This window comes from Bacillus sp. JJ864 (assembly GCF_036963045.1).
GTDB classification, from domain to species: Bacteria; Bacillota; Bacilli; order Bacillales; family Bacillaceae_G; genus Bacillus_A; species Bacillus_A pseudomycoides_C.
The window spans coordinates 32,319-54,700 of the sequence record NZ_JBALLY010000078.1; the positions used below are offsets into that span (position 1 = coordinate 32,319).

General features: G+C 34.9%; 25 protein-coding genes and 1 riboswitch. Of the genes, 22 read left to right on the forward strand and 3 right to left on the reverse strand.

Translation table 11 applies throughout. The features are described from left to right. The first annotated feature begins 155 nt into the window (after positions 1-155). Both V7024_RS13010 and V7024_RS13015 read left to right on the forward strand, forming a co-directional pair. Entirely contained in the window at positions 156-737 is a 582-nt protein-coding gene (locus V7024_RS13010; RefSeq protein WP_335520582.1) for a cob(I)yrinic acid a,c-diamide adenosyltransferase, read from the forward strand. Between the two features lie 84 nt (positions 738-821). Continuing rightward, positions 822-1,436, forward strand: a complete 615-nt coding sequence (locus V7024_RS13015; protein WP_335520585.1) for a peptidoglycan DD-metalloendopeptidase family protein — start codon at positions 822-824, stop codon at positions 1,434-1,436. A gap of 33 nt (positions 1,437-1,469) precedes the next feature. On the opposite strand, the gene V7024_RS13020 is transcribed toward V7024_RS13015, so the two are convergent. Continuing rightward, positions 1,470-2,153 carry a hypothetical protein gene (locus V7024_RS13020; RefSeq protein ID WP_335520586.1) on the reverse strand — a complete coding sequence of 228 codons (684 nt, stop codon included), beginning with the start codon at positions 2,151-2,153 and terminating at the stop codon, positions 1,470-1,472. A 234-nt stretch (positions 2,154-2,387) separates the two neighbouring features. After that, positions 2,388-2,524, forward strand: a riboswitch (FMN riboswitch). Between the two features lie 164 nt (positions 2,525-2,688). Here V7024_RS13020 and V7024_RS13025 point away from each other — a divergent pair. Further along, positions 2,689-3,267 carry an ECF transporter S component gene (locus V7024_RS13025; RefSeq protein ID WP_335520589.1) on the forward strand — a complete coding sequence of 193 codons (579 nt, stop codon included), beginning with the start codon at positions 2,689-2,691 and terminating at the stop codon, positions 3,265-3,267. 152 nt (positions 3,268-3,419) lie between these two features. Here V7024_RS13025 and V7024_RS13030 read toward each other — a convergent pair whose 3' ends face one another. Next, positions 3,420-3,668 (reverse strand): ferredoxin, encoded by a 249-nt coding sequence (locus V7024_RS13030; RefSeq protein WP_017152544.1) that lies wholly within the window; start codon positions 3,666-3,668, stop codon positions 3,420-3,422. Positions 3,669-3,895: 227 nt separating this feature from the next. Between V7024_RS13030 and V7024_RS13035 the strand changes: the two genes are divergently transcribed. The 11 genes from V7024_RS13035 (at position 3,896) to V7024_RS13085 (ending at position 14,114) form a co-directional block, all read left to right on the forward strand. Next, positions 3,896-4,957, forward strand: a complete 1,062-nt coding sequence (locus V7024_RS13035) for a helix-turn-helix domain-containing protein (RefSeq protein WP_335520809.1) — start codon at positions 3,896-3,898, stop codon at positions 4,955-4,957. Then, positions 4,947-6,473: a RecQ family ATP-dependent DNA helicase gene (locus tag V7024_RS13040; protein WP_335520596.1), complete on the forward strand. Its 1,527-nt coding sequence runs from the start codon at positions 4,947-4,949 to the stop codon at positions 6,471-6,473. Before V7024_RS13035 ends, V7024_RS13040 begins: the two co-directional genes overlap by 11 nt. Then, entirely contained in the window at positions 6,473-7,087 is a 615-nt protein-coding gene (locus V7024_RS13045) for a CPBP family intramembrane glutamic endopeptidase (RefSeq protein WP_335520599.1), read from the forward strand. The genes V7024_RS13040 and V7024_RS13045 overlap by 1 nt, the downstream gene beginning before the upstream one ends. Then, positions 7,059-7,550, forward strand: a complete 492-nt coding sequence (locus V7024_RS13050) for a LysM peptidoglycan-binding domain-containing protein (RefSeq protein WP_335520602.1) — start codon at positions 7,059-7,061, stop codon at positions 7,548-7,550. Before V7024_RS13045 ends, V7024_RS13050 begins: the two co-directional genes overlap by 29 nt. Positions 7,551-7,736: 186 nt before the next feature. Continuing rightward, positions 7,737-8,513, forward strand: a complete 777-nt coding sequence (locus V7024_RS13055) for a metallophosphoesterase (protein ID WP_335520606.1) — start codon at positions 7,737-7,739, stop codon at positions 8,511-8,513. Between the two features lie 26 nt (positions 8,514-8,539). Further along, on the forward strand, positions 8,540-9,439 hold the full coding sequence (locus tag V7024_RS13060) for a MerR family transcriptional regulator (protein WP_335520608.1): 900 nt from the start codon (positions 8,540-8,542) through the stop codon (positions 9,437-9,439). 77 nt (positions 9,440-9,516) lie between these two features. Then, on the forward strand, positions 9,517-10,122 hold the full coding sequence (locus V7024_RS13065) for a genetic competence negative regulator (RefSeq protein WP_335520612.1): 606 nt from the start codon (positions 9,517-9,519) through the stop codon (positions 10,120-10,122). Between the two features lie 247 nt (positions 10,123-10,369). Further along, positions 10,370-11,653, forward strand: coding sequence for an NAD-specific glutamate dehydrogenase (gene gudB / locus V7024_RS13070; RefSeq protein WP_335520615.1), 1,284 nt, complete (start codon positions 10,370-10,372; stop codon positions 11,651-11,653). Positions 11,654-12,175: 522 nt separating this feature from the next. Next, a complete protein-coding gene (locus V7024_RS13075; protein WP_098915306.1) occupies positions 12,176-12,409 on the forward strand; it encodes a DUF3961 domain-containing protein in 234 nt (77 codons plus the stop codon). Positions 12,410-12,488: 79 nt separating this feature from the next. Next, positions 12,489-13,019: a peptidoglycan recognition protein family protein gene (locus V7024_RS13080; RefSeq protein ID WP_335520618.1), complete on the forward strand. Its 531-nt coding sequence runs from the start codon at positions 12,489-12,491 to the stop codon at positions 13,017-13,019. Between the two features lie 108 nt (positions 13,020-13,127). Next, positions 13,128-14,114 carry a YpdA family putative bacillithiol disulfide reductase gene (locus V7024_RS13085; protein WP_335520622.1) on the forward strand — a complete coding sequence of 329 codons (987 nt, stop codon included), beginning with the start codon at positions 13,128-13,130 and terminating at the stop codon, positions 14,112-14,114. Positions 14,115-14,201: 87 nt separating this feature from the next. Here the strand turns inward: V7024_RS13085 and V7024_RS13090 are convergent, their stop codons facing one another. After that, a complete protein-coding gene (locus V7024_RS13090; RefSeq protein WP_335520625.1) occupies positions 14,202-15,173 on the reverse strand; it encodes an asparaginase in 972 nt (323 codons plus the stop codon). Between the two features lie 274 nt (positions 15,174-15,447). On the opposite strand from V7024_RS13090, the gene V7024_RS13095 reads away from it, so the two are divergent. The 8 genes from V7024_RS13095 to V7024_RS13130 all read left to right on the forward strand — a co-directional run. After that, positions 15,448-15,621, forward strand: a complete 174-nt coding sequence (locus V7024_RS13095; RefSeq protein WP_335520630.1) for a DUF5359 family protein — start codon at positions 15,448-15,450, stop codon at positions 15,619-15,621. A 209-nt stretch (positions 15,622-15,830) separates the two neighbouring features. Further along, on the forward strand, positions 15,831-16,508 hold the full coding sequence (cmk, locus tag V7024_RS13100; RefSeq protein ID WP_335520633.1) for a (d)CMP kinase: 678 nt from the start codon (positions 15,831-15,833) through the stop codon (positions 16,506-16,508). Between the two features lie 199 nt (positions 16,509-16,707). Then, the gene (gene rpsA / locus V7024_RS13105; RefSeq protein ID WP_335520637.1) at positions 16,708-17,856 is read left to right on the forward strand and encodes a 30S ribosomal protein S1; all 1,149 of its coding nucleotides are present in this window, start codon (positions 16,708-16,710) and stop codon (positions 17,854-17,856) included. Between the two features lie 12 nt (positions 17,857-17,868). Then, positions 17,869-18,918 (forward strand): type 2 isopentenyl-diphosphate Delta-isomerase, encoded by a 1,050-nt coding sequence (fni, locus tag V7024_RS13110; protein ID WP_335520640.1) that lies wholly within the window; start codon positions 17,869-17,871, stop codon positions 18,916-18,918. Between the two features lie 173 nt (positions 18,919-19,091). Then, positions 19,092-20,030 (forward strand): ABC transporter ATP-binding protein, encoded by a 939-nt coding sequence (locus V7024_RS13115; RefSeq protein ID WP_335520643.1) that lies wholly within the window; start codon positions 19,092-19,094, stop codon positions 20,028-20,030. An 11-nt stretch (positions 20,031-20,041) separates the two neighbouring features. Then, the gene (locus tag V7024_RS13120) at positions 20,042-20,785 is read left to right on the forward strand and encodes an ABC transporter permease (protein ID WP_335520646.1); all 744 of its coding nucleotides are present in this window, start codon (positions 20,042-20,044) and stop codon (positions 20,783-20,785) included. Continuing rightward, complete coding sequence (locus V7024_RS13125) at positions 20,782-21,768, forward strand: ABC transporter permease (protein ID WP_335520648.1); 987 nt, start codon at positions 20,782-20,784, stop codon at positions 21,766-21,768. The genes V7024_RS13120 and V7024_RS13125 overlap by 4 nt, the downstream gene beginning before the upstream one ends. A 64-nt stretch (positions 21,769-21,832) precedes the next feature. Beyond that, on the forward strand, positions 21,833-22,382 hold a 550-nt coding region (locus tag V7024_RS13130), incomplete at its 3' end, for an AAA family ATPase (RefSeq protein ID WP_335520651.1).

Sequence of the window (22,382 nt, forward strand, 5' to 3'; positions counted from 1 at the left end):
GAAGCGGTCAGGGCCTTTTCCTGCCACATGCGAAGTTTAAACAAAGAGAAAAAGCGAGTGGAAGCTCCTTTTTTTCTGAATAGCAGCAGTCTATATGTTGGAAAATCAAAATGGATTCATATAGTAAAATAGTATATAAGAGAAGGGAGAAAAGTATGAAGCTCTATACAAAAACAGGAGATAAGGGCAGAACAAGTCTTGTCGGGGGACGCGTAGATAAGGATGATTTGCGTGTGGAGGCATACGGAACACTTGATGAGGCGAATTCGTTTATTGGGCATGCAATGACACTATTGCAAGGTGAATTGTTTCAAGATATTTATCAAGAACTTGAAAAGATTCAGCATGAGTTGTTTGATTGCGGCGGGGATTTAGCGATTGTGAAGAAAAAAATTCCGTATAAAGTAACGGAGGATATCATTACTTTTCTAGAGAAAAAGATTGATGTATATGTAAAAGAAGCACCGCCGCTGGAACGTTTTATTTTGCCAGGAGGAAGTGAAGGAGCAGCGATTATTCATATCGCTCGCACTGTTACAAGAAGAGCAGAACGGGGCATTGTTTCTTTAAAGAAACAAGATGAGATAAATGAACATGTTTTGCAATACGTAAATCGTTTATCGGATTATTTATTTGCAGTTGCAAGGGTTGTGAATGCTCGTTCTCATGTAAACGATGTAGAGTATGAAAGAAGTGCGATTGTGTTTCGAGATGAAGTAGAAAAGAAAGAGAAATAGACTCTTTCTTTTTTTGTATACTTTTTTCTATAATCAACCACAATAGAAAAAGTGTGGTTGATTATAGAAAACGGAGGATTTACAATGAAAGCTTTAAAGATTATATTGTTTTTCTTTTGTGTTTTTTTTATAGGACAAGCAGAAGGTGCTGCTGAAGAAAAACAGTGGACGTGGCCGGTAGAGGGACGGATTAGTGATTATTTTGGAACGAGAAATGGAAAGCATTTTGGCATTGATATTGCTGCACCAATAGGCACTTCAATTGTAGCTATGCATGATGGCATTGTAACAAAATCTTATTTTTCTAATAGTTATGGTCATGTTGTATTTATTAAACATAGAGATTATGAAGCTGTATATGCACATATGAATAAACGACTTGTGAGGGAGGGAGAAGAGATTTTGCAAGGGCAAATAATTGGACAAGTAGGGAATACAGGACATTCTAATGGAGCGCATTTACATTTAGAAACTCATAAAGGATCTTGGACAATAGCGAAAACATATGCGGTTAATCCGCTGCAAATACTTGGGGAAAAACAAAATACGGTAGCATCTGCTTCTGTATATGTTGTACAAAAAGGGGATACACTATTGAGCATTGCTAGGAAGTTTGGTACAACTGTTGGAGAATTGAAAGTGAAAAACCACTTACAAAAAGATAACATTTATCCTTCGCAAAAATTACATATTAATTGAAAAAAGAGCTAGGAAGACTAGCTCTTTCGTTTGTTACCAAAAAATAAACAGGCAGATAAATCCGGAAATTGCTAAATAGCTATAATAATAAAATACTTTCGCCCTTGTTTTTTCTTCTGTTCTAAATAGGACAATAGTAGGTTCAATAAGGCCGATAACAAAACAAAGCAGGCCAAGTAACATACAGCCAAGGGATAGTGAGTACAAAGCAATTTGGACTTGAAATGGAACGATCAGTTTTAATACAAATGCAATCAGTGCAGTATAGCAGATTGTTCCAATATACATATTTAATGTTGTGTTGGAACGATAACCCGGCAGTTTTTTAAAAAATGGTCTAGAAACAATCTCTATCTCTAAAGATGTATTAGTTTGAACAATTTTCTCTGCCTTCTTTCCTTGATGAAACAAAGAAAGGATCCAATTCCGTTCCCCCTGAAAGACGAATTGGGTTTTTGTTAAATAATGATCGATTTTGACTTTTCTCCAGCTTTTCCATGGGTGTCGTTCGCAAAGCTTTAGTTTACTGTCTGAGTTTTTGTCATATTGGTATATGCTAATTCCATGTATATCAAAGGCAGCATAATATGTGTCTCTTGAGAATTTTCCTGAGTCAACAGGACAATAGAACAGTAATTCTTTTTTTAAATAAAAATATTCTTTGCGAAGATTTTTTTTCATAACTTCTTGAATTGATTGTTTTTTTTCTTTACTCATGACATTTCCTCCACTGTAAGAAAATGCTGTTTTCTTAACAATATCATATCTTATCACTTTCGCATATGAATGGCTAGAGAATTGCCAACAATTAGGGACAAACACGAAAAAATGTTCTTTTTTGTCATATTATTTACTAGTCATTAGAATGTCATGCAATGTGAAGGAAAAAGAGGCATTTTCATTCACATTGTTTAAAAGTTGTTGTATAATGATGAGGAAAATAGAATATCGGTCTATCTTCGGGGCAGGGTGAAAATCCCGACCGGCGGTGATGAACACATGTATTTGTTCTAAGCCCGCGAGCCGTTAAGGCAGGATTTGGTGCGATTCCAAAGCCGACAGTACAGTCTGGATGGGAGAAGATGGAGGTTCAAGCGTTCAAAAAAGATAAGCATTTGAACGTCTATTTGATGTACCTAAAATTTCTCCCTTTGCGTTTCGGATGCAAAGGGTTTTTTTTATCTAGAATTTTAGGGCATAGCAGAACCTTTCCACTTTCCATGAGATGATCGATGGAAAAGGAGAAAGAATTATGAAACAACAAAAGAGTGTAGTAAAAATGATGAGCATTGCGATGCTATCGAGCATTGCGTATTTGCTAATGATGCTGGATTTTCCATTTCCAGGATTACCACCGTTTTTGAAAATTGATTTTAGTGATGTCCCAGCATTAATTGTAGCAATTATTTTTGGGCCGCTTTCAGGTGTAATTGTAGAAGCGATAAAAAACGTTCTTTATTATGGTATCCAAGGAAGTTTAACGGGAGTGCCAGTAGGGGAAACGGCGAATTTTATTGCTGGATGTCTTTTTATTCTTCCGGCATCTATTTTGTTCCGTAAACATCGCACAATTAAAAGTTTAACAACTGGATTGATGTTAGGGGCAATTTGTATGACACTAATTATGAGTGTACTAAATTATTTCATCATTTTACCAGCTTACACTTGGTTCTTAGGTCAACCTGCTATGTCTAGCGGTGCAATGCGTCAAATGATTGTGGCAGCAATTTTACCTTTTAATTTAATTAAAGGAATTATAGTAACAATTGTGTTTGTTCCTTTATTTTCTCGATTAAAAGTATGGGTGTTTGCAAAAATGAAAAATGCATAAATAGAAGATTTTGCATCAGTGGATATTTTTCTGCTGATGCTTTTTTATCCTGTAAAAGCCTGATTGCCGACAAGTTTCCATTCGTTTAGAAGGGGTATTATTTTTTATAGAATAAAAAATAACCCTCATCATTTGAGGGTTATTTCTGGAGGCTATTCAAATTTTAATGCGTCGCCGTCGAATGCTTCATCTGCCACTTTAATAGAATCTGTTGGGCAACCTTCAAATGCATCCATCATATCATCGATTAATACATCTGGAATTTCAACGATACCTTGGTTATCGTCTAATGTTACGAATGCAATACCTTCATCATCGTAATCATAAATATCTGGTGCAGCAGCTCCGCAAGCTCCACATGCAATGCAAGTATCTTTATCAACAATTGTATATTTTGCCATCTTTGAATTACCTCCTCGAGAATATATATATAAAAACACTGATAAAAATTCTAATCTTATTGTAAAACGGTTTTTATAACTTTTCAATACAAAATTATAATGATAATGCTTATCAATTAGATCTGTCAACTAATTTCTTTAGTCATTCATGATGTTTTTAAAATATCTAAATAAGTTGCATTTTGTTACAATGGTAGTAGAAGTAGAGTGAAAGGATGGAAGCGACATTGCAGCTACAATATACTGTACTATACTGTTTAAAGCAATTAAAAGGTGAACGGACAGTTTCTTCCATTTATCACCTTTTAAAAGGAAAGCGTTCTTCACAAACATTTCAGGATGGGAATATGTTTCATCTTTCCTTTTTATTTGGTGTATATAAATCTTTAAGACGTCATGATTATGATAAACAGATTGAAACATTATTAAACGCACAACTTATTACATGTGTACATGAAAATACTTACATTTTATCCGAAGTAGGAGAGAAACAATTAAATGAATGGGAGAAAATATTTTACTTCCCGAAACATTTACATGGCCTGCATTACGGTGAACTTGGAGAGAGTTTTTGGAAAAGATTATCCTTAATTATACAAACTGTATCAAATTTAAAGCAGCAAAATGTGAAATTTCTTCCGATTCAACAAGATACAGAAATCACGATTTGGGTAAAACGATTTATTATGAGCTCTTCTGTTTCAAGAGAATATTTAGCGGAACAGTTATATAAAGAAATAAATTTAATATTAATGAATGTGACTTCATTAGAAGCGACTATTTTAGTGTACCGTCTCACGGGATACCATCGTATTGGTTATACAACAGATCAGCTTGGCGATATGATGAAGCAAGATGCACTTCGCGTATATCTTTTGTTTTGGGGAACAATTCATTTCATCATTCAACAAGTGCAACATCAGAACCAGCAGTTTCCATTGTTAACAGAAATCATTGCGTATCCAAACGAAAAAGCAGATTTATTTAGTATATCCACACAAAAAACGTATCAATTATGGAAACAAGGAAGAACTATGGATGAAATTGCGCGGATCAGGAAATTAAAAGTTGCAACAATTGAAGATCATATTGTAGAAATTGCATTACGTGAGAAAGAATTTCAGGTGGAGCATTTTATAGAAAAAGAAAAAATGAAGCAAATACAGAACATGATTGAGAAGTTACAGACACGGAAGCTGCGAATATTAAAACAAGCTGCTGGAGAGCATGTTTCCTATTTTGAGATTCGTCTTGTATTAGCTCGAGTAGGGGGATTATATGAGACTTGAAGATATTTTATATCAGTGGTTTGGATACCGAACATTTCGATCCGGGCAAAAGGAAGTCGTTGCAGATTTATTAAGGGGAAACTCTGTTGTAGCGATGCTGCCAACTGGAGGCGGAAAATCACTTTGTTATCAGCTGCCAGGTCTTGTACAAGATGGAACGGTACTGATTGTTTCACCATTATTGTCTTTAATGGAAGATCAAGTTACACAATTAAAATATATAGTGAAAAATCAAGTTATTGCTCTTAATAGCTTTCGGACAATAATAGAAAAAAAAGAAGCGATGCGGCGGTTGCATTCCTATAAATTTGTCTTTGTATCTCCTGAAATGTTGCAATCAGATGTGTTGCTAAAAGAACTAAGAAAAATCCATATTTCTTTATTTGTTGTGGATGAAGCACATTGTATTTCTCAATGGGGATATGATTTTCGAACAGATTATAAAAAGCTAGATCAAGTTATTGCATCAATGGGTTATCCGCCGGTTCTTGCTTTAACAGCTACAGCTACGAAAGAAGTATTACAAGATATTATTGAAAGCTTACATTTGAAAGATGTGAAGCAGCACTTATATTCGATTGATCGTCCTAATATCGCTATGAAAGTCGAGTTTGTACAAACGATTCAAGAGAAAAAAGAAGCATTATTATCTTATGTGAAATATTTACAAGGACCTGGAATCGTTTATTGTTCAAGTCGGGCTTGGACTGAACGCCTTGCAGCGTACTTAAGAGATGAAGGTATTGATGATATTGCATATTATCACGGGGGAATGGAACACGAAGAACGGATGTTAATTCAGCAACAATTTATGAACGATCAACTGCAAATTGTTGTCTGTACAAGTGCGTTTGGTATGGGAGTAAATAAGCAAAATACACGGTATATTATCCATTTCCATTATCCAATCAATATAGAATCTTATTTACAAGAAATTGGACGAGCAGGCCGTGATGGAGAACCGAGCATTGCTATTTTGTTATGTAGCCCGCTTGATCATGATTTGCCTCTCTCCATTATTGAAGAAGAATTACCAAATGAACAACAAATTCGTTTTTTATTTTCTTTATTGCGAGAAACAGCCCCACAAACGAAAGTGTTATCGTTAGAAGATATAGAAGAAATTTGCTATAATGCAGCGGGGTTAAATGAACAATACTGGAGATTTATTCGATATCATTTCGAAAAGATGAAAATCATCCAACATAGGCAATTGATGACTGAATTCTTGTCAGATGAGGCTGAGCAGAAATTAATTACAGAAGTAAGAACGCGGCTTTATAATAAATATGGTCAACTAGAAACGATGAAAGAATGGATATGGCGAACAGATTGTAAAAGAGAAGCAATTCTTTCTAAGTTTGGATATGTAAAGGAAATACAGCCGAAAAATTGTTGTAATTGTTGTGGGATTCATATGGAAGATTATAAAAAAAAGCAAGCGAGACAACCTGTTTTCGACTATAATTGGGAAACAGAGTTACAATTGCTCTTCGGATTTAGAGGGAAGGAATGATGGATATACGTAAGAAAAGTATTGAAGACATGAGCCCAAAAGAAATCCGACTGAATTTATATATTACACAAGCAATTGTTATATGTGTGGGAATACTATTAGCGTATACATTCTTTCCGAGTATGGATACATTTTTGAATTTGTGGTCCTGGGATTTTTCATCTGTTTTTTTTATAGGTGGAGGAGTAGCTTGTAGTATTGTTTTGTTGGATTATATTGCAATGAATCTTTTTCCTGAATCATGGTTTGATGACGGTGGAATTAATGATCGCATGTTTCAAGGCATGTCTGTTTTTCAAGTGTTGGCTGTTACTCTTTTAATCGGAACAGCAGAGGAGTTTTTATTTCGTGGTGTGATACAAACATATTTTGGTTTAATTTTTGCGAGTGTGGTATTTGCTGTTTTACATATTCGCTATATTACCAAGCCGTTTTTATTTTGTTTTGTATTGCTGATTAGCATTGTTTTTGGTTATGTGTTTCAATATACAGGGAATTTATTAATTACAATTTTTGCGCATTTTTTAGTCGATTTCATAATGGGGTTACAATTAAGAAATCAAACGAAAGATGGTGGTGACCGAGATGACGACGAGACAGACAACAGAGTTTGAGGAGAATATGGAAGAGTCAACGCAAACAGAAAAAGAGGGTTTACCGCCGCGTAGTGAAGTTCATAAAGACAAAAAAAATAAAAAATCAAAATTTAAAATAAAGCATTTTTTTGTTCGAATTTTAACAGTATTATTTATCCTGCTCCCGATTGGGGTTTTATGGTATACAGAGCGTTACATTGCGGAAAAAAACGGAAAATCAAGTACTGATTCTGAACATAGTGCATTTGAAGTTATTTTTTATGATTCAAAAAAGAAAACAAATCATGAATCAAAATCATCAGAGACATTTCAGTTTCATACGGTAAAAGAAGGAGAAACCTTGGAAGAGGTTGCAAAGAAATATTTTCCGAACGAAGATGGAATAGCGATTATAAAGAAATACAATGAGGTAGCAGGAGAATTAGAGCCAGGACAGGTGTTGAAAATTCCGAAGAAGACAGGGTCAGAACAGAAAAAATAAAAAGAAAATTTTATCCTGCTATTCGCGGACAGTAAGACCCCCATCTCATGATTATGAGGAATTTGAAGAAGAGAGGTGGGGGATAACTGCTCAGTCGTAACAATCTTATTTTTACAGGAAGTTATTCTTCTCTCTTCATAAATTGATGTGGTCATATTCTGTTAAGAAGAAAGATGGGGAAAGTGTATGACATGGATAGTGTTAGGTTGTTTCATTTTATGTATTGTAATTGTTTGTTTTATTATGATGTATAAAGAAGCGATACGTGATACATTGTTAGAGCACAGCATATCATTTGCGAATTTCCCAATAAGTTTTGGAGAAGTTCGAATTTTTTTCATTTCAGATATTCACAGAAGAACGGTATCTCAATCTTTAATACAGAAAGTAAAAGGAAAAGTAGATCTTGTTATTATAGGTGGGGATCTAGCGGAACGAGGGGTACCTCTATCACGAGTAGCTGATAATATTAAACGGTTAAATGAACTTGGACAAGTATATTTTGTTTGGGGAAATAATGATTATGAAATTGATTTTCACGAATTAGACGCGTTACTTCTTCAAAATGGCGTGAAAATTTTAGATAATACAGGGACTTTATTTGAATCGGAGCTTGGAGAAAAAATATGGTTACTAGGTGTCGATGATGTAGGTTTGAAGCGTGATCGATTAGATTTAGCGTTAGCGGATTGCGAAGAAGAGGGCTTTCGCATCCTTGTGAGCCACAATCCTGATATTTTATATAAATTAAATGGAACGGAACGTATTTCTTGTATATTAAGTGGTCATACGCACGGTGGACAAATTCGGTTGTTTCATGCTACACGTTTTTTGAAAGGTGGAATGTATGAATATCCACATACGACTTTGTTTGTAAGTAATGGTTATGGAACAACATTTGTACCACTACGGTTTCGAGCTCCTGCACAAACGCATTTGATTACATTACGAAGAGAAGATTGACGTTGTTTTTTAAGGTGGGAAGATATATGCCAAATTCAACCGGTAAATATAATATTAAAGCAATTTCCAATATGCTCGGTATACATCCAGGAACATTGCGAGCTTGGGAAAGACGATATCAAATCATTACACCGAAACGTAATGATGCTGGACATCGTTTATATACAGAAGAACATGTTCAAATTTTTAAATGGCTTATTAATAAACTGAATCAAGGTTTTACCATTGGACAAGCAGTAAATTTATTAGAAAATAATCAATTGCAAAATCACAATTTATTAGAAAAAGAATATAATAAAGTAGAACTTTTAGTAGACGATATCTTGTATTCTTTGTTAAAATTTGATGAAATACAAGCTCTCGAATTATTGAACGAAGCTTTTAGCATTTTTTCTATAGATAAAGTGATTACAGATGTGTTCATAAAATTGCTGGTCAAGTTAAGAGAGCAACGCTTGAATGAAAAAATAACAAGTGCAGAGGAACAATATGCAATTTCTCTTTTACAATCACGTATGGGAGCGATTTATTATAGTATACCCACGAATACAGGAACATCGAAGGTGCTTTCTATATGCGTTCCAGGAGAATTACATGAACTCGAATTGTTTATTTTTACAACATATTTACGCCGAAAAGGCTTTCCAACAATCTATATTGGGACAGGCATAGAAGAAGTCGGCATTCATGATGTAATTACACGAGTAAATCCTAAATTTTTGTTTATTTCTTGTACAATGCAAGAAAATATAATGGCAAGTGTTCAACTTGCAAAGAGATTACATGAACAATATAAAAATCTTTCTATCGGACTTAGTGGTTTTGCTTTTAGGTTTGCTTCTAATGAAGAAAAAGAAGAGATTTGTAATTTGTTTGTTGGGGATACGCCAGAAGAATGGGATGAATGGTTAAAAATGTCAGAATAGTTGTTCGAAGAGAACCATCTATTTTCTGTTTCATATAATAAAAATTAGATGCAACGGTTGCGTAAGGAGGTTACGGGATGAGGCTGGAACGTTTAAATTATAATAAAATAAAAATCTTTCTAACGTTCGATGATTTGTCAGAACGTGGACTCACGAAAGAAGATTTATGGAAAAATGCTCCTAAAGTACAACAACTATTTCGAGATATGATGCAAGAAGCAAATAAAGAGCTCGGTTTTGAAGCGGATGGTCCAATTGCAGTGGAAGTGTTTTCATTACAAGCACAAGGTATGGTTGTTATTGTTACAAAAGAAAATCAAGAGTTAGATACGGAAGAAGAATTTCAAGATGAATTTATTGAAATGCAAGTTACTCTTGATGAGAGTGAACATATATTATACGAATTTACTTCATTAGACGATATAATTGCTTTAGCTGGTCGTTTATATAGTCTTGGAGTTACAGGCGGAAAGCTTTATGGGTGGCAAGATCGTTTTTATTTATGGTTAGAAGAGGAAACAGCTACGTTATTGAAAGAAGATATGATTGCCATTTTAGCAGAGTTTGGTAGTTCTTCTACAATTACAATTTATCGAATGATGGAATATGGAAAAGAGCTAATGGCGAGTGACGCAATTAAACAAATCTACAAATACTTTATCGCAAAAGAAAACCTCAGCTAAGTGATATAGTTGAGGCTTTCTTTATATAAAGTATTTAAACATTATATTATATAAAAAATGTTAACTTTTTAAGTATTTCGCTTTTCTAAAAACAATAAAAAGACTATAATGATGTTGAAAACGTTTGCAAAAATAAAAAAGGTTTGCATATATTTGTTAGCGTTTTCTCTTGCATTCCTATTTTAAGAGTGTATACTAGGCAATGAAGGTTTACTAAACAAGTGAAATTACAGGGGGTTTACTTACTATGGTAGCCGAAAAGGGAGCTCAAACACAAACACAACAAAGAGAACAACATTTTGAACTGTTGAATTCGACGCAAATTGTTATTAAAGAAGCCTTAGAAAAATTGGGTTATCCAAACGAAGTATATGAATTACTTAAAGAACCAATTCGTATGATGACAGTGAAGATTCCAGTTCGTATGGATGATGGGACTGTTAAAATATTTACAGGATATCGTGCTCAGCATAATGATGCTGTTGGTCCGACAAAGGGTGGTATTCGTTTCCATCCGAATGTAACGGAAAATGAAGTAAAAGCACTTTCGATTTGGATGAGCTTAAAATGTGGTATTGTTGACCTACCATATGGTGGGGGTAAAGGTGGTATCATTTGTGATCCACGTGAAATGTCTTTCCGTGAGTTAGAAAGATTAAGCCGTGGCTACGTAAGAGCAATTAGTCAAATTGTAGGGCCAACAAAAGATATTCCGGCTCCAGACGTATTTACAAATTCACAAATTATGGCATGGATGATGGATGAATATAGCCGCATTGACGAATTTAATTCACCTGGATTTATTACAGGGAAGCCACTTGTTTTAGGTGGATCTCATGGTCGTGAAACAGCGACTGCAAAGGGTGTAACAATTTGTATTCGTGAGGCAGCGAAAAAGCGCAATATTGATATTAAAGGTGCGCGTGTTGTTGTACAAGGATTCGGAAATGCAGGTAGCTTCTTAGCGAAGTTTATGCATGATGCGGGAGCGAAGGTAATTGCGATTTCTGATGCTTACGGTGCTCTTCATGATCCAAATGGTCTAGATATTGATTATTTATTAGACCGTCGTGATAGCTTCGGTACAGTAACGAAATTGTTCAATAATACAATTTCTAATAAAGAGTTATTAGAACTAGATTGTGATATTTTAGTACCAGCTGCCATTGAAAATCAAATTACAGAAGAAAATGCAGCAAATATTAAAGCGAAAATTGTTGTAGAAGCAGCAAACGGCCCTACAACATTAGAAGCAACGAAAATTTTAACTGAACGTGGCATTTTACTTGTTCCAGACGTATTAGCAAGTGCTGGTGGCGTAACAGTTTCTTACTTTGAATGGGTACAAAACAACCAAGGTTACTATTGGACAGAAGAAGAAGTTGAGGCTCGTTTAGAAAAAGTAATGGTAAGCTCGTTTGCTTCTATTTACGAAACAGCGCAAATTCGTAAAGTGGATATGCGTTTAGCAGCTTATATGGTTGGTGTTCGTAAAATGGCAGAAGCAAGTCGCTTCAGAGGCTGGGTATAAATCGATTATTGATTATGAAAACCGCAATTTCCTTAAAGGAAGTTGCGGTTTTTTGTCGTAATTAGATTGCAAGATCAAGTAAAAGATCCATTCATTTTTCTACTTTTGTCAGTTAAAGCGATATGGAAAAGTCATGAGGGAAAGGGTGAGAAAAGTGCAAGTAGATCTAATGAAACGAGTAGTTGAATTAGAACAACGAATTATGAATTTAGAAAAGAAGTTAGAGGAAAAACAAACGTGAAAAATATCGCCTTTTCAGCTGCTAGGGGAAGCGCTTGCTTCTCTGTTGTTCGGGATATGTATTATCGGTCCAATCATCACAGGTGTATGCGCATTAGTTGTATTGCTTATGGGTTACATGAATTTGTAAAAAAAACAAAAAAGAACACTTGTTCTAACAGAACATTTGTGCTATGCTCTCCTTAGATAGAAAAACGGAAATAAAGTGAAAGTTCCACAGTGAAAAGTTTATTTGGTATTCATTGATGGAAAACATCTGCTAATTATAAAGGAGAGATTTTAATGAAAACGACTGCACAGCAACGTTTTATGATGCCAACACATGTAATGGAGCGAGTTGAAAATTTACGTAAGAAGAACGTGAAAGAGTATTCCTTCTTGCATACAGTGAATCGTTTTTTTGGTTTAGAAACGAAGCAAGATGAAATTTGGTTTTATGGTTTCTATACGGTGGCAGTAAGTGTGTTATTATTTATGGTATTTGTTTCGAATATGATGGATTTTCTGTTTTCATAATAATGTTTGCGATAGGGACACATCATCTGAATACATATAAGATTAGGAAGATTATTCTATAAGAGCGGAGATGATGTGAATGGCGAAGTTTCCTATACAGCGAAATTACATTAATTATGGAAGCTCTCGGCCGGGCATTCCACTACCGAAAGTTCGTTTTATTGTCAGTCATGACACTGGGAATCCGGGTAGTAATGCGATTGGGAATCGAGACTATTTTAACGAAGTGCAACCGAAAGCTTCAGCTCATACATTTATTGATGATACAACCATACTCGAGATTGTTCCGATCAATGAGGCAGCTTACCATGTTCGATACAATGTTCCAACAGATAATGAAATATATGGTTACAATGCTAATAGCGCAGCAATTGGTGTTGAACTTTGCTACGGTGGGAATATAAATTTTTGGGATGCATATACACGTTTTACATGGTATCATGCCTATTTGTGTCATAATTTTGGGTTGAATCCAAGGACAGATATTGTTTCACATAAAAAGCTTGATCCTACTCGTAAAATTGATCCGGAACACGTATTAAATAATCAAGGTATACCTTTTCGACAATTTTTAGCGGACGTCTATCGCATGTACGTATCGTATAGATGACAAATATATGAAAAATGAATACAATAAAGATAGGTGCCTACTGCTGAAAGTAGGTTTTTTCTTGTTTATTTGGATAGAGAGAGTAGAAGACTAGGAGTTGAGCCTTACATGCAAAAGGAAACAGTAATTATCATCGGCGGCGGACCGTGCGGATTAGCGGCAGCGATTGCGATGCAAAATGTTGGGATGAATCCACTTGTGATTGAAAAAGGGAATATTGTTAATGCAATCTATAATTATCCAACACATCAAACGTTTTTTTCCTCTAGTGAAAAACTAGAAATTGGTGGAGTAGCCTTTATTACAGAAAACCGTAAGCCTGTTCGGAATCAAGCATTAGCATATTATCGGGAAGTAGTGAAGCGGAAGCATGTACGTGTGAACGCGTTTGAACGAGTGGAAGAAGTCCGGAAAGAAGAAGATACTTTCCTTGTTCAAACGTTAAAGAGTGACGGTGAGCGAGAGAAGTACAGTGCAAAATATATTGTTATCGCAACAGGATATTATGACAATCCTAATTATATGAATATTCCTGGAGAAGAGTTAGAAAAAGTAACGCATTATTTCAAAGAGGGGCATCCTTATTTTAATCGAGATGTTATCGTTGTAGGAGGAAAGAATTCAAGTATAGACGCAGCGTTAGAGCTTGTAAAATGCGGAGCACGTGTGACGGTTTTATATCGAGGTCAAGTATATTCTCCTAGTATTAAACCGTGGATTTTACCGGAATTTGAAGCGTTAGTACGACAAGAAACGATAAAAATGGAATTCGGTGCACATGTAAAAGAAATTACAGAACATACAGTCACATATACAGTGGGTACCGAAGAATATATGGTTTCAAATGATTTTGTCTTTGCCATGACAGGTTATCATCCAGATCATAGTTTTTTAACAGAAATGGGTGTGGAAATTGATTCTGAAACAGGAAGACCACTGTATAACGAAGAAACGATGGAAACGAATGTGAAAGGAATTTTTATCGCGGGTGTAATTGCTGCTGGTAATAATGCAAATGAAATTTTTATAGAAAATGGTCGATTTCATGGGGATGCCATTGCGCAGCTCATTGCAGCTCGAGAACAGAAACATTAGTAAGAACGGGTACAAAATGAAAAACACCTCCGTCTAATTCGTAGGCTTAAGGATTAGACGGAGGTGTTTTTTTGTTACAATCAAATTTTAATGCTTAAACATAGATTGAATCTCTGTTTGTTCTTTTGTTACTTCCAGTGCAACAAGTAGCTTAATACGAGCTTTTTGAGCATTTAAACCATATGTGAAGATAATGCCCATATTTTTCAATTGTTTGCCCCCGCCTTCGTAAGAATATACATCTTGGACAATTCCGTTAAAGCAGCGAGAAACAAGAACAACTGGAATCTCTTTATCTATTAAACGTTGCAGAGCAGGAAGTGTACGCGGTGGTAAGTTTCCTTGTCCGAGTGCTTCGATAATGATTCCATCAACTGACAATTGCTCAATTGCAGCCAATAATGTTTCATCCATACCAGCATACGCTTTTAATATGACAACATTTTTTGTAATTTGTGTGACAGCATATTTTTCATGATGCACTAATGCGTGATGGAAGACAACACCACGCTTTGTTACCATCCCAATTGGTCCGTATTGTGGACTTTGGAATGTTGCTACGTTACTTGTATGTGTTTTTGTCACATTCATTGCACAGTGAATTTCATCGTTTAATACGACAAGAACGCCTTTTCCTTTTGCCTCTTCACTACTCGCAACTTTTACTGCTGACAAAAAGTTATATAAACCATCCGCTCCTAACTCATTACTTGAGCGCATTGCTCCTGTAACGACAATTGGAACATTGGCTTGTACAGTTAAGTCGAGGAAATAAGCTGTTTCTTCCAATGTGTCTGTTCCGTGTGTAATGACAATACCTTGCACGTTATCGTTTTTAACCTTCTCGTCAATCATGACTTGCAATTGCAGCATTTCATTTGGTGTCATGTGAGGAGATGGAAGGTGAAAGACATCTTCAACAATTAATTCGATATCTTCTTCTAAATTTGGAATGAATTTTAAAAGTGGATTTTGTGCGCCTGGTTGAACAACTCCAGTTTCTTTATCTTCCTCCATCGCAATTGTTCCACCTGTGTGTAAAACAAGAATTTTTTTCAATGCCTTTACTCCTCTCCAATCAATGCAAATACATTAAGAACATAACATGATTTGATCGGATTCGACAATGGAAAAGTATAAAACTTCTAAGCAATTATCACAATGAAAATAAAGTGAAACTTCCGTTAGTGGGGGACTTACTGCCCGTTAATGCGGGGGAAAGTGAGAAAGGAGAGTTTCATTCTGTCCGTCAACAGGTGTCCACTTTACAATTTTAAGGTGGAAGTTTCAGTGTCCGCTAGAGTGAAATAATAAAGAGAAGGAGTTGTATGTCTTGAAAACAATGGAGAAAATTTTAATTTGGTTACTAATTGGACAATGTCTTTGTTTGTGTATTGTCCAATTGCTTTTAACAGAGGAAAACATAGCGAAATATGTATCGAAAGTGGTCTATTATGAAGGAGTTACAAAAGGGGTTATAACAAATATTTTGGAGGTAAATCAATAGTTTTTTCATTTGCTTCTAAGAAAGAGTGTGCTACAATAGTTGAGGACTTGAAACGGGGTAAAGTGAAACGGTTATTAGTGAAAAAAGCTGATCGTTAATGGAACCAATCGGATTTTTACTTCCAGTTAATGTAAAACGAAACGATGTTGAGAAAAGCAGGGAATACCTGCTTTTCCTTCTGTTCTTATAAGTGAAAATGGGGTGTTACAATGGAAAAACGAATTTCAATCGCAATTGATGGCCCGGCAGCTGCAGGGAAAAGTACGGTTGCTAAAATTGTTGCTAAAAAATTGTCTTATGTTTATATTGATACGGGTGCAATGTATCGTACCGTAACATATGCGGCATTAGAGCAAGGCATTGATATTGAAAATGAAGAACAGTTAATGGGAATCATTAGGGATATAGACATTTCATTTCAGCAAGGTGAAAATGTACAGCTTGTCTTTTTAAACGGAAAAGATGTATCAGAAGTGATTCGCACACCAGAAGTAACAAATCGCGTATCGATTGTGGCAAGACATCGTCTTGTACGTGAAGAAATGGTACGTCGTCAGCAAGCTTTAGCCGAAAAGGGCGGCGTTGTTATGGATGGGCGTGATATTGGGACGCATGTATTGCCGAATGCGGAAGTGAAGATTTTTATGCTAGCTTCTGTTGAAGAGCGAGCTGAAAGAAGACATTTAGAAAACACACAAAAAGGATTTCCTTCTAACTTAGAACAACTAAAAGAAGAAATTGCGCGCCGTGATAAATTAGATTCTGAACGTGAAGTGTCTCCATTAAAAAAAGCTGAGGATGCAATTGAATTAGATACAACGTCTTTATCAATTGAAGAAGTAGTTCAAAAGATTATGGATATTGTATCGGTAACGTTCGCAAAATAAAGGAAGGGGGAACCCCTTCCTTTATTTTTGTTTCTGTCTGTTAATAAAGAGACAATTTTCTTGACAAATTCATCAATTTGTTAGAAGTTAGTAAAAGAGGATATTTTCTAAATATTTTACATACATGCAAATGGAAGCCATTGTTTCCATTTCGTATATACATAAAGATGCTTTGCCATTTTAGTAGGGAGGTATTTCCATGGTAGAAAAAATGAATGAAGAAGTTGTAAACACAAAGGCATTACAAGTAGGTGATATTGTTACAGGTACAGTAACTAAAGTTGAAGAAAAGCAAGTATTTGTAAATGTTGGGTACAAAACTGATGGTGTGATTCCAATTAGTGAATTGGCGAATGTTCATATTGAAAAAGCAAGCGATGTTGTAGAAGTAGAACAAACTCTTGAATTGAAAGTAATTAAATTAGAAGATGATGATTTAGTGTTGTCTAAACGTGCAGTAGATGCAGAAAAAGCATGGGAAGTATTGCAAGGGCAATTTACATCAGGTGAAGTATTTGATGTAACAATTAAAGATATTGTTAACGGGGGTCTAGTTGTTGACCTTGGTGTTCGTGGCTTTATTCCGGCTTCGCTTGTAGAGGTGCATTATGTAGAAGATTTTACTGATTATAAAGGAAAAACATTAGCAGTAAAAATTGTAGAATTAGACCGCGAGAAAAATCGTGTGATTCTTTCTCATAAGGCAGTTGTAGAGCAAGAGCTAGACAAGAAGAAAAAAGAAGCGGTTTCTTCTTTACAAGCAGGTGATGTTGTTGAGGGCACAGTTCAACGTTTAACTGACTTCGGAGCATTTGTAAATGTTGGCGGTGTAGATGGCTTAGTTCATATTTCTCAAATTTCTCACGATCGTGTAGAGCAACCATCTGATGTATTAACAGAGGGACAAACTGTAAAAGTAAAAGTGTTATCTGTTGATGCTGATACGCAGCGTATTTCTTTATCTATGAAAGCGGTGCAGCCAGGTCCATGGTCGAATGTTTCAAATCAAGTAAAAGTAGGCGATCTATTAGATGGGAAAGTAAAACGCCTTGTTACTTTCGGAGCCTTCGTTGAAATTTTTCCTGGTGTAGAAGGACTTGTTCACGTTTCACAAATCGCAAATCGTCATGTGAAAAATCCGAATGAGGTATTAAACATCGGACAAGATGTGAAAGTAAAAGTATTAGAAGTTCATTCAGAAGAAAAGCGTATTTCTTTAAGTATAAAAGAAACACTTGAAGAAAATAATGTAACAGAAGATTATAGTAAATATGAACCAACTTCTGATTCTGCAACATTCCAATTAGGTGATATTATTGGAGAACAGCTAAAAAATTTAAAGAAATAATGAGGGATGTGTGTGGTAAGAGCAAAGCGTAAATTAGAACATATTGAGTACGCTCTTTCTACTGGACAGTCTCGTACACATGGCTTTTGTGACGTTGCTTTTGTTCATCAAAGCTTACCGAATATAAGTTATGAAAGTATATCATTTCAAACAGAAATCGGCGAACTTGTTTTAAGTTCGCCGATTTTTATCAATGCGATGACTGGTGGTGGCGGAGAGCACACACTACATATAAATAAACAACTAGCCCAAGCTGCACAGCAGTATCAACTTGCGATGGCTGTCGGTTCACAAATGGCGGCGTTAAAAGACGCTAATGAAGCAGCGTCTTTTAAAATCGTGAGAAAAGTGAATCCGAATGGAATTGTTATTGCAAACTTAGGCAGTGAAGCAACAGTAGAACAAGCGAAGCGAGCTGTTGATATGATTGAAGCAAATGCATTACAAATTCATTTGAATGTCATTCAAGAATTGACAATGCCAGAAGGCGATCGCGATTTTACTGGTGCATTAAAGAGAATCGAACAAATTGTTAAGTATTCTGCTGTTCCTGTTATTGTAAAAGAAGTTGGTTTTGGTATGAGTAAAGAGGCGGCAGAGGATTTAGCAAGTATTGGGGTTTCTACTATAGATATTGGTGGATATGGCGGTACAAACTTTGCGGCGGTTGAAAATGAAAGAAGACAGCGAGTACTTTCCTATTTCAACGAGTGGGGCATTTCGACTGCTTCTTCTTTAATTGAAGTATCCTCTACACAAAACTCTCTCTCTATTATTGCGTCAGGTGGTATTCAAACGGCACTTGATGTAGCGAAAGCATTAGCGTTAGGAGCGTCAGCAGCTGCATTTGCCGGTCATTTTTTACGGATTTTGATGCAAGAAGGTATAGAGAAATTAATTGAAGAAATTGAATTACTACATACAGATTTACAATTTATTATGACGGCGCTTGGAGTACGAACAATCGCTGAGCTTAGGAAAGCACCAGTTGTTATTAAAGGTGATACATACCATTGGCTTAACCAACGCGGGATTGATACAACAAAATATAGTAGGCGTTAAATGAAATGCATTATAGGAAACTTTTTGATGGGGTTACTGTATAGTGAAACTTCCATCAGTGAGGTCTTACTGCACACGAATAGCGAGATGAAAATCAACCGAATGAATCAACCATTCGGTTGATTTTTTTTGTTTATGAAATCCATACAATGAAGAAGAAAGGAGAGAGTGATATGAAAAAGCTAATTGAAGTGAAAGAGTTAAAAAAATGTTATGGACATTATAAAGCGTTAAAGGGTATTTCATTCGATGTAAGAGAAGGAGAAATTTTATGCTTCCTTGGTCCAAATGGCGCTGGGAAAAGTACGACTATTCATATTTTGTCGACCATTTTACAGTACGACGGGGGAGAAATTTTATTTGAAGGAAAAGATGTAAAAAAACATACGCGATATGTAAAGTGCAACCTCGGTATTGTGCCGCAGGATTTAGCGATTTATGAAGATATATCAGCGGAACAAAATGTAGCTTTTTTTGCCGCTCTTTATGGTTTGAAAGGAATACAATTACAGCAATCTGTAGATGAAGCTCTGCAATTTGTTGGACTGCTGGATAAGAAAAGTGAAAAACCGAAAACTTTTTCAGGGGGAATGAAAAGAAGGCTGAATATAGCATGTGCGATTGCGCATAAACCAAATGTTATTATTATGGATGAACCGACAGTTGGTATTGATCCGCAATCTCGAAATCATATTTTACAGTCGATTCAACAATTACAAAAACAAGGATCTACGATTATTTATACAACCCATTATATGGAGGAAGTGGAAGAGATATCGACGAGAATTATCATTATGGATCATGGTGAGATTATTGCAGAAGGAACAAAAGAAGAGATCAAAAAGTATATTGCGGATGAAAAACGCTATTTCATAGAATGTGAACAGATAACGGCTGGTATAGAAGAGAGCTTTTTTAAAATTGAAGGGATGAAAGAAGTAATAATAAAAGACGGAGTAATAGAAGTTGTTGTATTAAAAGGTGTGGAAAATTTGGATAAAATTATTACGTTTCTTGTAAATGAAGGAATGAAAGTGAAAAATATTATGAGTGAAAGTGCAAGTTTAGAAACAGTGTTTTTACAGTTAACGGGAAGAAAATTAAGAGATTGAAGGTGAAAATAATGAGCTTCTTTGTGTTATATAAACGCGATGTAGTCAATATTGTCATGAATCCAGTCCTTTTACTAACGAATACAATTTCTCCAATTTTATTTATATTAATTTTTGGTTATTTAAGTAATGGGAATTATGGGGGGAATGGAATTACTTCTTATGATTATTATGGTGTTACGATTTTGATATATGGCATTTTGAATGTGTCTATGACAGCTTCTAATAGTTTTATGGAGAAAAGGTTGAAAAATAGTAATTTACGAGTTATGTATAGTCCGATTCATCTTTCTTATCTGTATTTGTCAAAAATTTTTGCTACATTTACTTTTACGTCTGTTTGTTATTTAGTTGTCATGTATGTAGCTCATATAGGCCTGCATGTAACATTTGGAGGGAGAAATGTTGGCTATGTCATTATCATTATGTTGTTGTTTAATTTTTTATCAGCGGTTATTGGAGTATTGTTTTGCTGTATGTTTAAAAGTGAAGAGGTAACGAATAAAATATTAAGTTTGTTAAATAACGCTTTAGCAATTTTAGGAGGAGTATTCTTTTCTCTTGATGGACTAGGGGATACTGTTCGGACAATATCATATATTTCACCGGTAAAGTGGGTTGTAGAATGTGTGATGAAGATAATATATGATCAAGATTTTAGCCTTTTCCTTACAACGGGCAGTGTGTTAGTTTTGTTAACTTGTTTTGGCTTAGTTGGCTGTAAATTTCTATTTAAGGTGGAGGATTATGTATGAACGAGATTTTAATTGTTTTTCGTCATAATATCCGGCAGGCTATTAGTAAAAAGAATTATCTGCTTTTAACAATTTTTCTTACGTTTATTTCTATATCGCTTGCCATATTTTTTACTTCCAAATTTGAAATGAAAGGGAATATTGCGTATGTAACAAAAGAAGGCAAGAGTGATATACATGTAGAAGGATTTACTATTAAAAATACGAATGAGATGCCAAGGATGTCTGAATTTGTAATGAAAAAATATGATGCGGCAGTGATTCCAAAAGACAATGGAGAAATAGAAGTAAGGACGATTAAAGAGCATGATTTTAAAGAAAAAGTGGAGATAGCATTTCAACAAAAAAGTAACGGTTCTCTTCAGCCAGGTGGAGTGAGGAAAATAGGTACGAATATTTTGGGCTATCTCTGTATGTTTGTATTACTAGAGAGTATCATGTTTATGAGTTTTTTTACAGAAGATAAAGAAAATCATACATTTACACGTACTGTATCTTCACCTATACGTATTAGTAACTATTTATTTGCACATTTTCTTTTTACATTCCTTATTGTATATATTCCAACATTTATTATATTAATCGTCGAGAAGATAGTGTTTCAGGTAGATATAGGATTCAGTTATTTAGAATATAGTTATTTATTGGCTATCCTTGTTATGATCGCAACATCTTTTGCGTTATTTATGAGTACGATTATAGAAACTACTGACAATACAATGATGTTATCTTCTTCCATTATTGTTTTTACTTCTATTCTGTCAGGGTCCTTCTTTGCTTTTAAACAAAATGATGGGATAGTTGATTGGTTTGTGAGTATTTTGCCGCAAAAACAGTATCTTTCGATTATTGACGGTTTTGAAAATGGTTATAATATAGCACGGTATGGAGGCGCAATTACGTATATAAGTTTTATTATCTTGTTATTCATTATGCTCAGTATCATCATTTGTAAAAAAAGAGTACAGGAAGGTCGATATTGATATTTACTGTGTTAACCATATAAAATGGAAATAAAATGTATAAAACAAATGACAAGGTGATGAAATGAAGAGAGAAGTTCAAATCATTTCTACAAAATTAATGACTCCAACGCCGAGGAAAAATTATGTACGTAGAGAAAATTTATTAAAAAAATTAGAAACATTGTACGATTATAAACTTGTAGTTGTGAAAGGATCAGCTGGTAGTGGAAAAACGACTATATGCTCTTCTTTTGTAAAAGAAAACCAAGGATTTTCAATTGCGTGGATTACACTAGATAAAGAGAATAATAATGTATTTTCTTTTTGGTACTATATGTTAGAAAGTATGCGTGTATATATTGAGGAAATAGAAGAGGTTTTTTCTTTATTTCAGATGATTATGCATAAAGATGATATGAAACGTATTATTGTAGCTTTAATTAACTTATTAAGTACAAAAGATGATATTACGATTATTATTGATGATTTTCATTATATAACGGATGTTGATGTTAATAAGACAATGGAATATTTTTTAAAGCATTCCTCAGAAAATGTTCGCATTGTCTTATTAACGAGGGAAGAACCTAAATTTTATATAGGTGATTTTCTCATTTCAGGAAGATTATTGG

Coding starts and splice junctions, on each gene's coding strand:
- V7024_RS13010 (WP_335520582.1), top strand. CDS start 156: ATGAAGCTCTATACAAAAACAGGAGATAAGGGCAGAACAAGTCTTGTC.
- V7024_RS13015 (WP_335520585.1), top strand. CDS start 822: ATGAAAGCTTTAAAGATTATATTGTTTTTCTTTTGTGTTTTTTTTATA.
- V7024_RS13020 (WP_335520586.1), bottom strand. CDS start 2,153: ATGAGTAAAGAAAAAAAACAATCAATTCAAGAAGTTATGAAAAAAAAT.
- V7024_RS13025 (WP_335520589.1), top strand. CDS start 2,689: ATGAAACAACAAAAGAGTGTAGTAAAAATGATGAGCATTGCGATGCTA.
- V7024_RS13030 (WP_017152544.1), bottom strand. CDS start 3,668: ATGGCAAAATATACAATTGTTGATAAAGATACTTGCATTGCATGTGGA.
- V7024_RS13040 (WP_335520596.1), top strand. CDS start 4,947: ATGAGACTTGAAGATATTTTATATCAGTGGTTTGGATACCGAACATTT.
- V7024_RS13045 (WP_335520599.1), top strand. CDS start 6,473: ATGGATATACGTAAGAAAAGTATTGAAGACATGAGCCCAAAAGAAATC.
- V7024_RS13050 (WP_335520602.1), top strand. CDS start 7,059: ATGACGACGAGACAGACAACAGAGTTTGAGGAGAATATGGAAGAGTCA.
- V7024_RS13055 (WP_335520606.1), top strand. CDS start 7,737: ATGACATGGATAGTGTTAGGTTGTTTCATTTTATGTATTGTAATTGTT.
- V7024_RS13060 (WP_335520608.1), top strand. CDS start 8,540: ATGCCAAATTCAACCGGTAAATATAATATTAAAGCAATTTCCAATATG.
- V7024_RS13065 (WP_335520612.1), top strand. CDS start 9,517: ATGAGGCTGGAACGTTTAAATTATAATAAAATAAAAATCTTTCTAACG.
- gudB (WP_335520615.1), top strand. CDS start 10,370: ATGGTAGCCGAAAAGGGAGCTCAAACACAAACACAACAAAGAGAACAA.
- V7024_RS13075 (WP_098915306.1), top strand. CDS start 12,176: ATGAAAACGACTGCACAGCAACGTTTTATGATGCCAACACATGTAATG.
- V7024_RS13080 (WP_335520618.1), top strand. CDS start 12,489: ATGGCGAAGTTTCCTATACAGCGAAATTACATTAATTATGGAAGCTCT.
- V7024_RS13085 (WP_335520622.1), top strand. CDS start 13,128: ATGCAAAAGGAAACAGTAATTATCATCGGCGGCGGACCGTGCGGATTA.
- cmk (WP_335520633.1), top strand. CDS start 15,831: ATGGAAAAACGAATTTCAATCGCAATTGATGGCCCGGCAGCTGCAGGG.
- rpsA (WP_335520637.1), top strand. CDS start 16,708: ATGGTAGAAAAAATGAATGAAGAAGTTGTAAACACAAAGGCATTACAA.
- V7024_RS13115 (WP_335520643.1), top strand. CDS start 19,092: ATGAAAAAGCTAATTGAAGTGAAAGAGTTAAAAAAATGTTATGGACAT.
- V7024_RS13120 (WP_335520646.1), top strand. CDS start 20,042: ATGAGCTTCTTTGTGTTATATAAACGCGATGTAGTCAATATTGTCATG.
- V7024_RS13125 (WP_335520648.1), top strand. CDS start 20,782: ATGAACGAGATTTTAATTGTTTTTCGTCATAATATCCGGCAGGCTATT.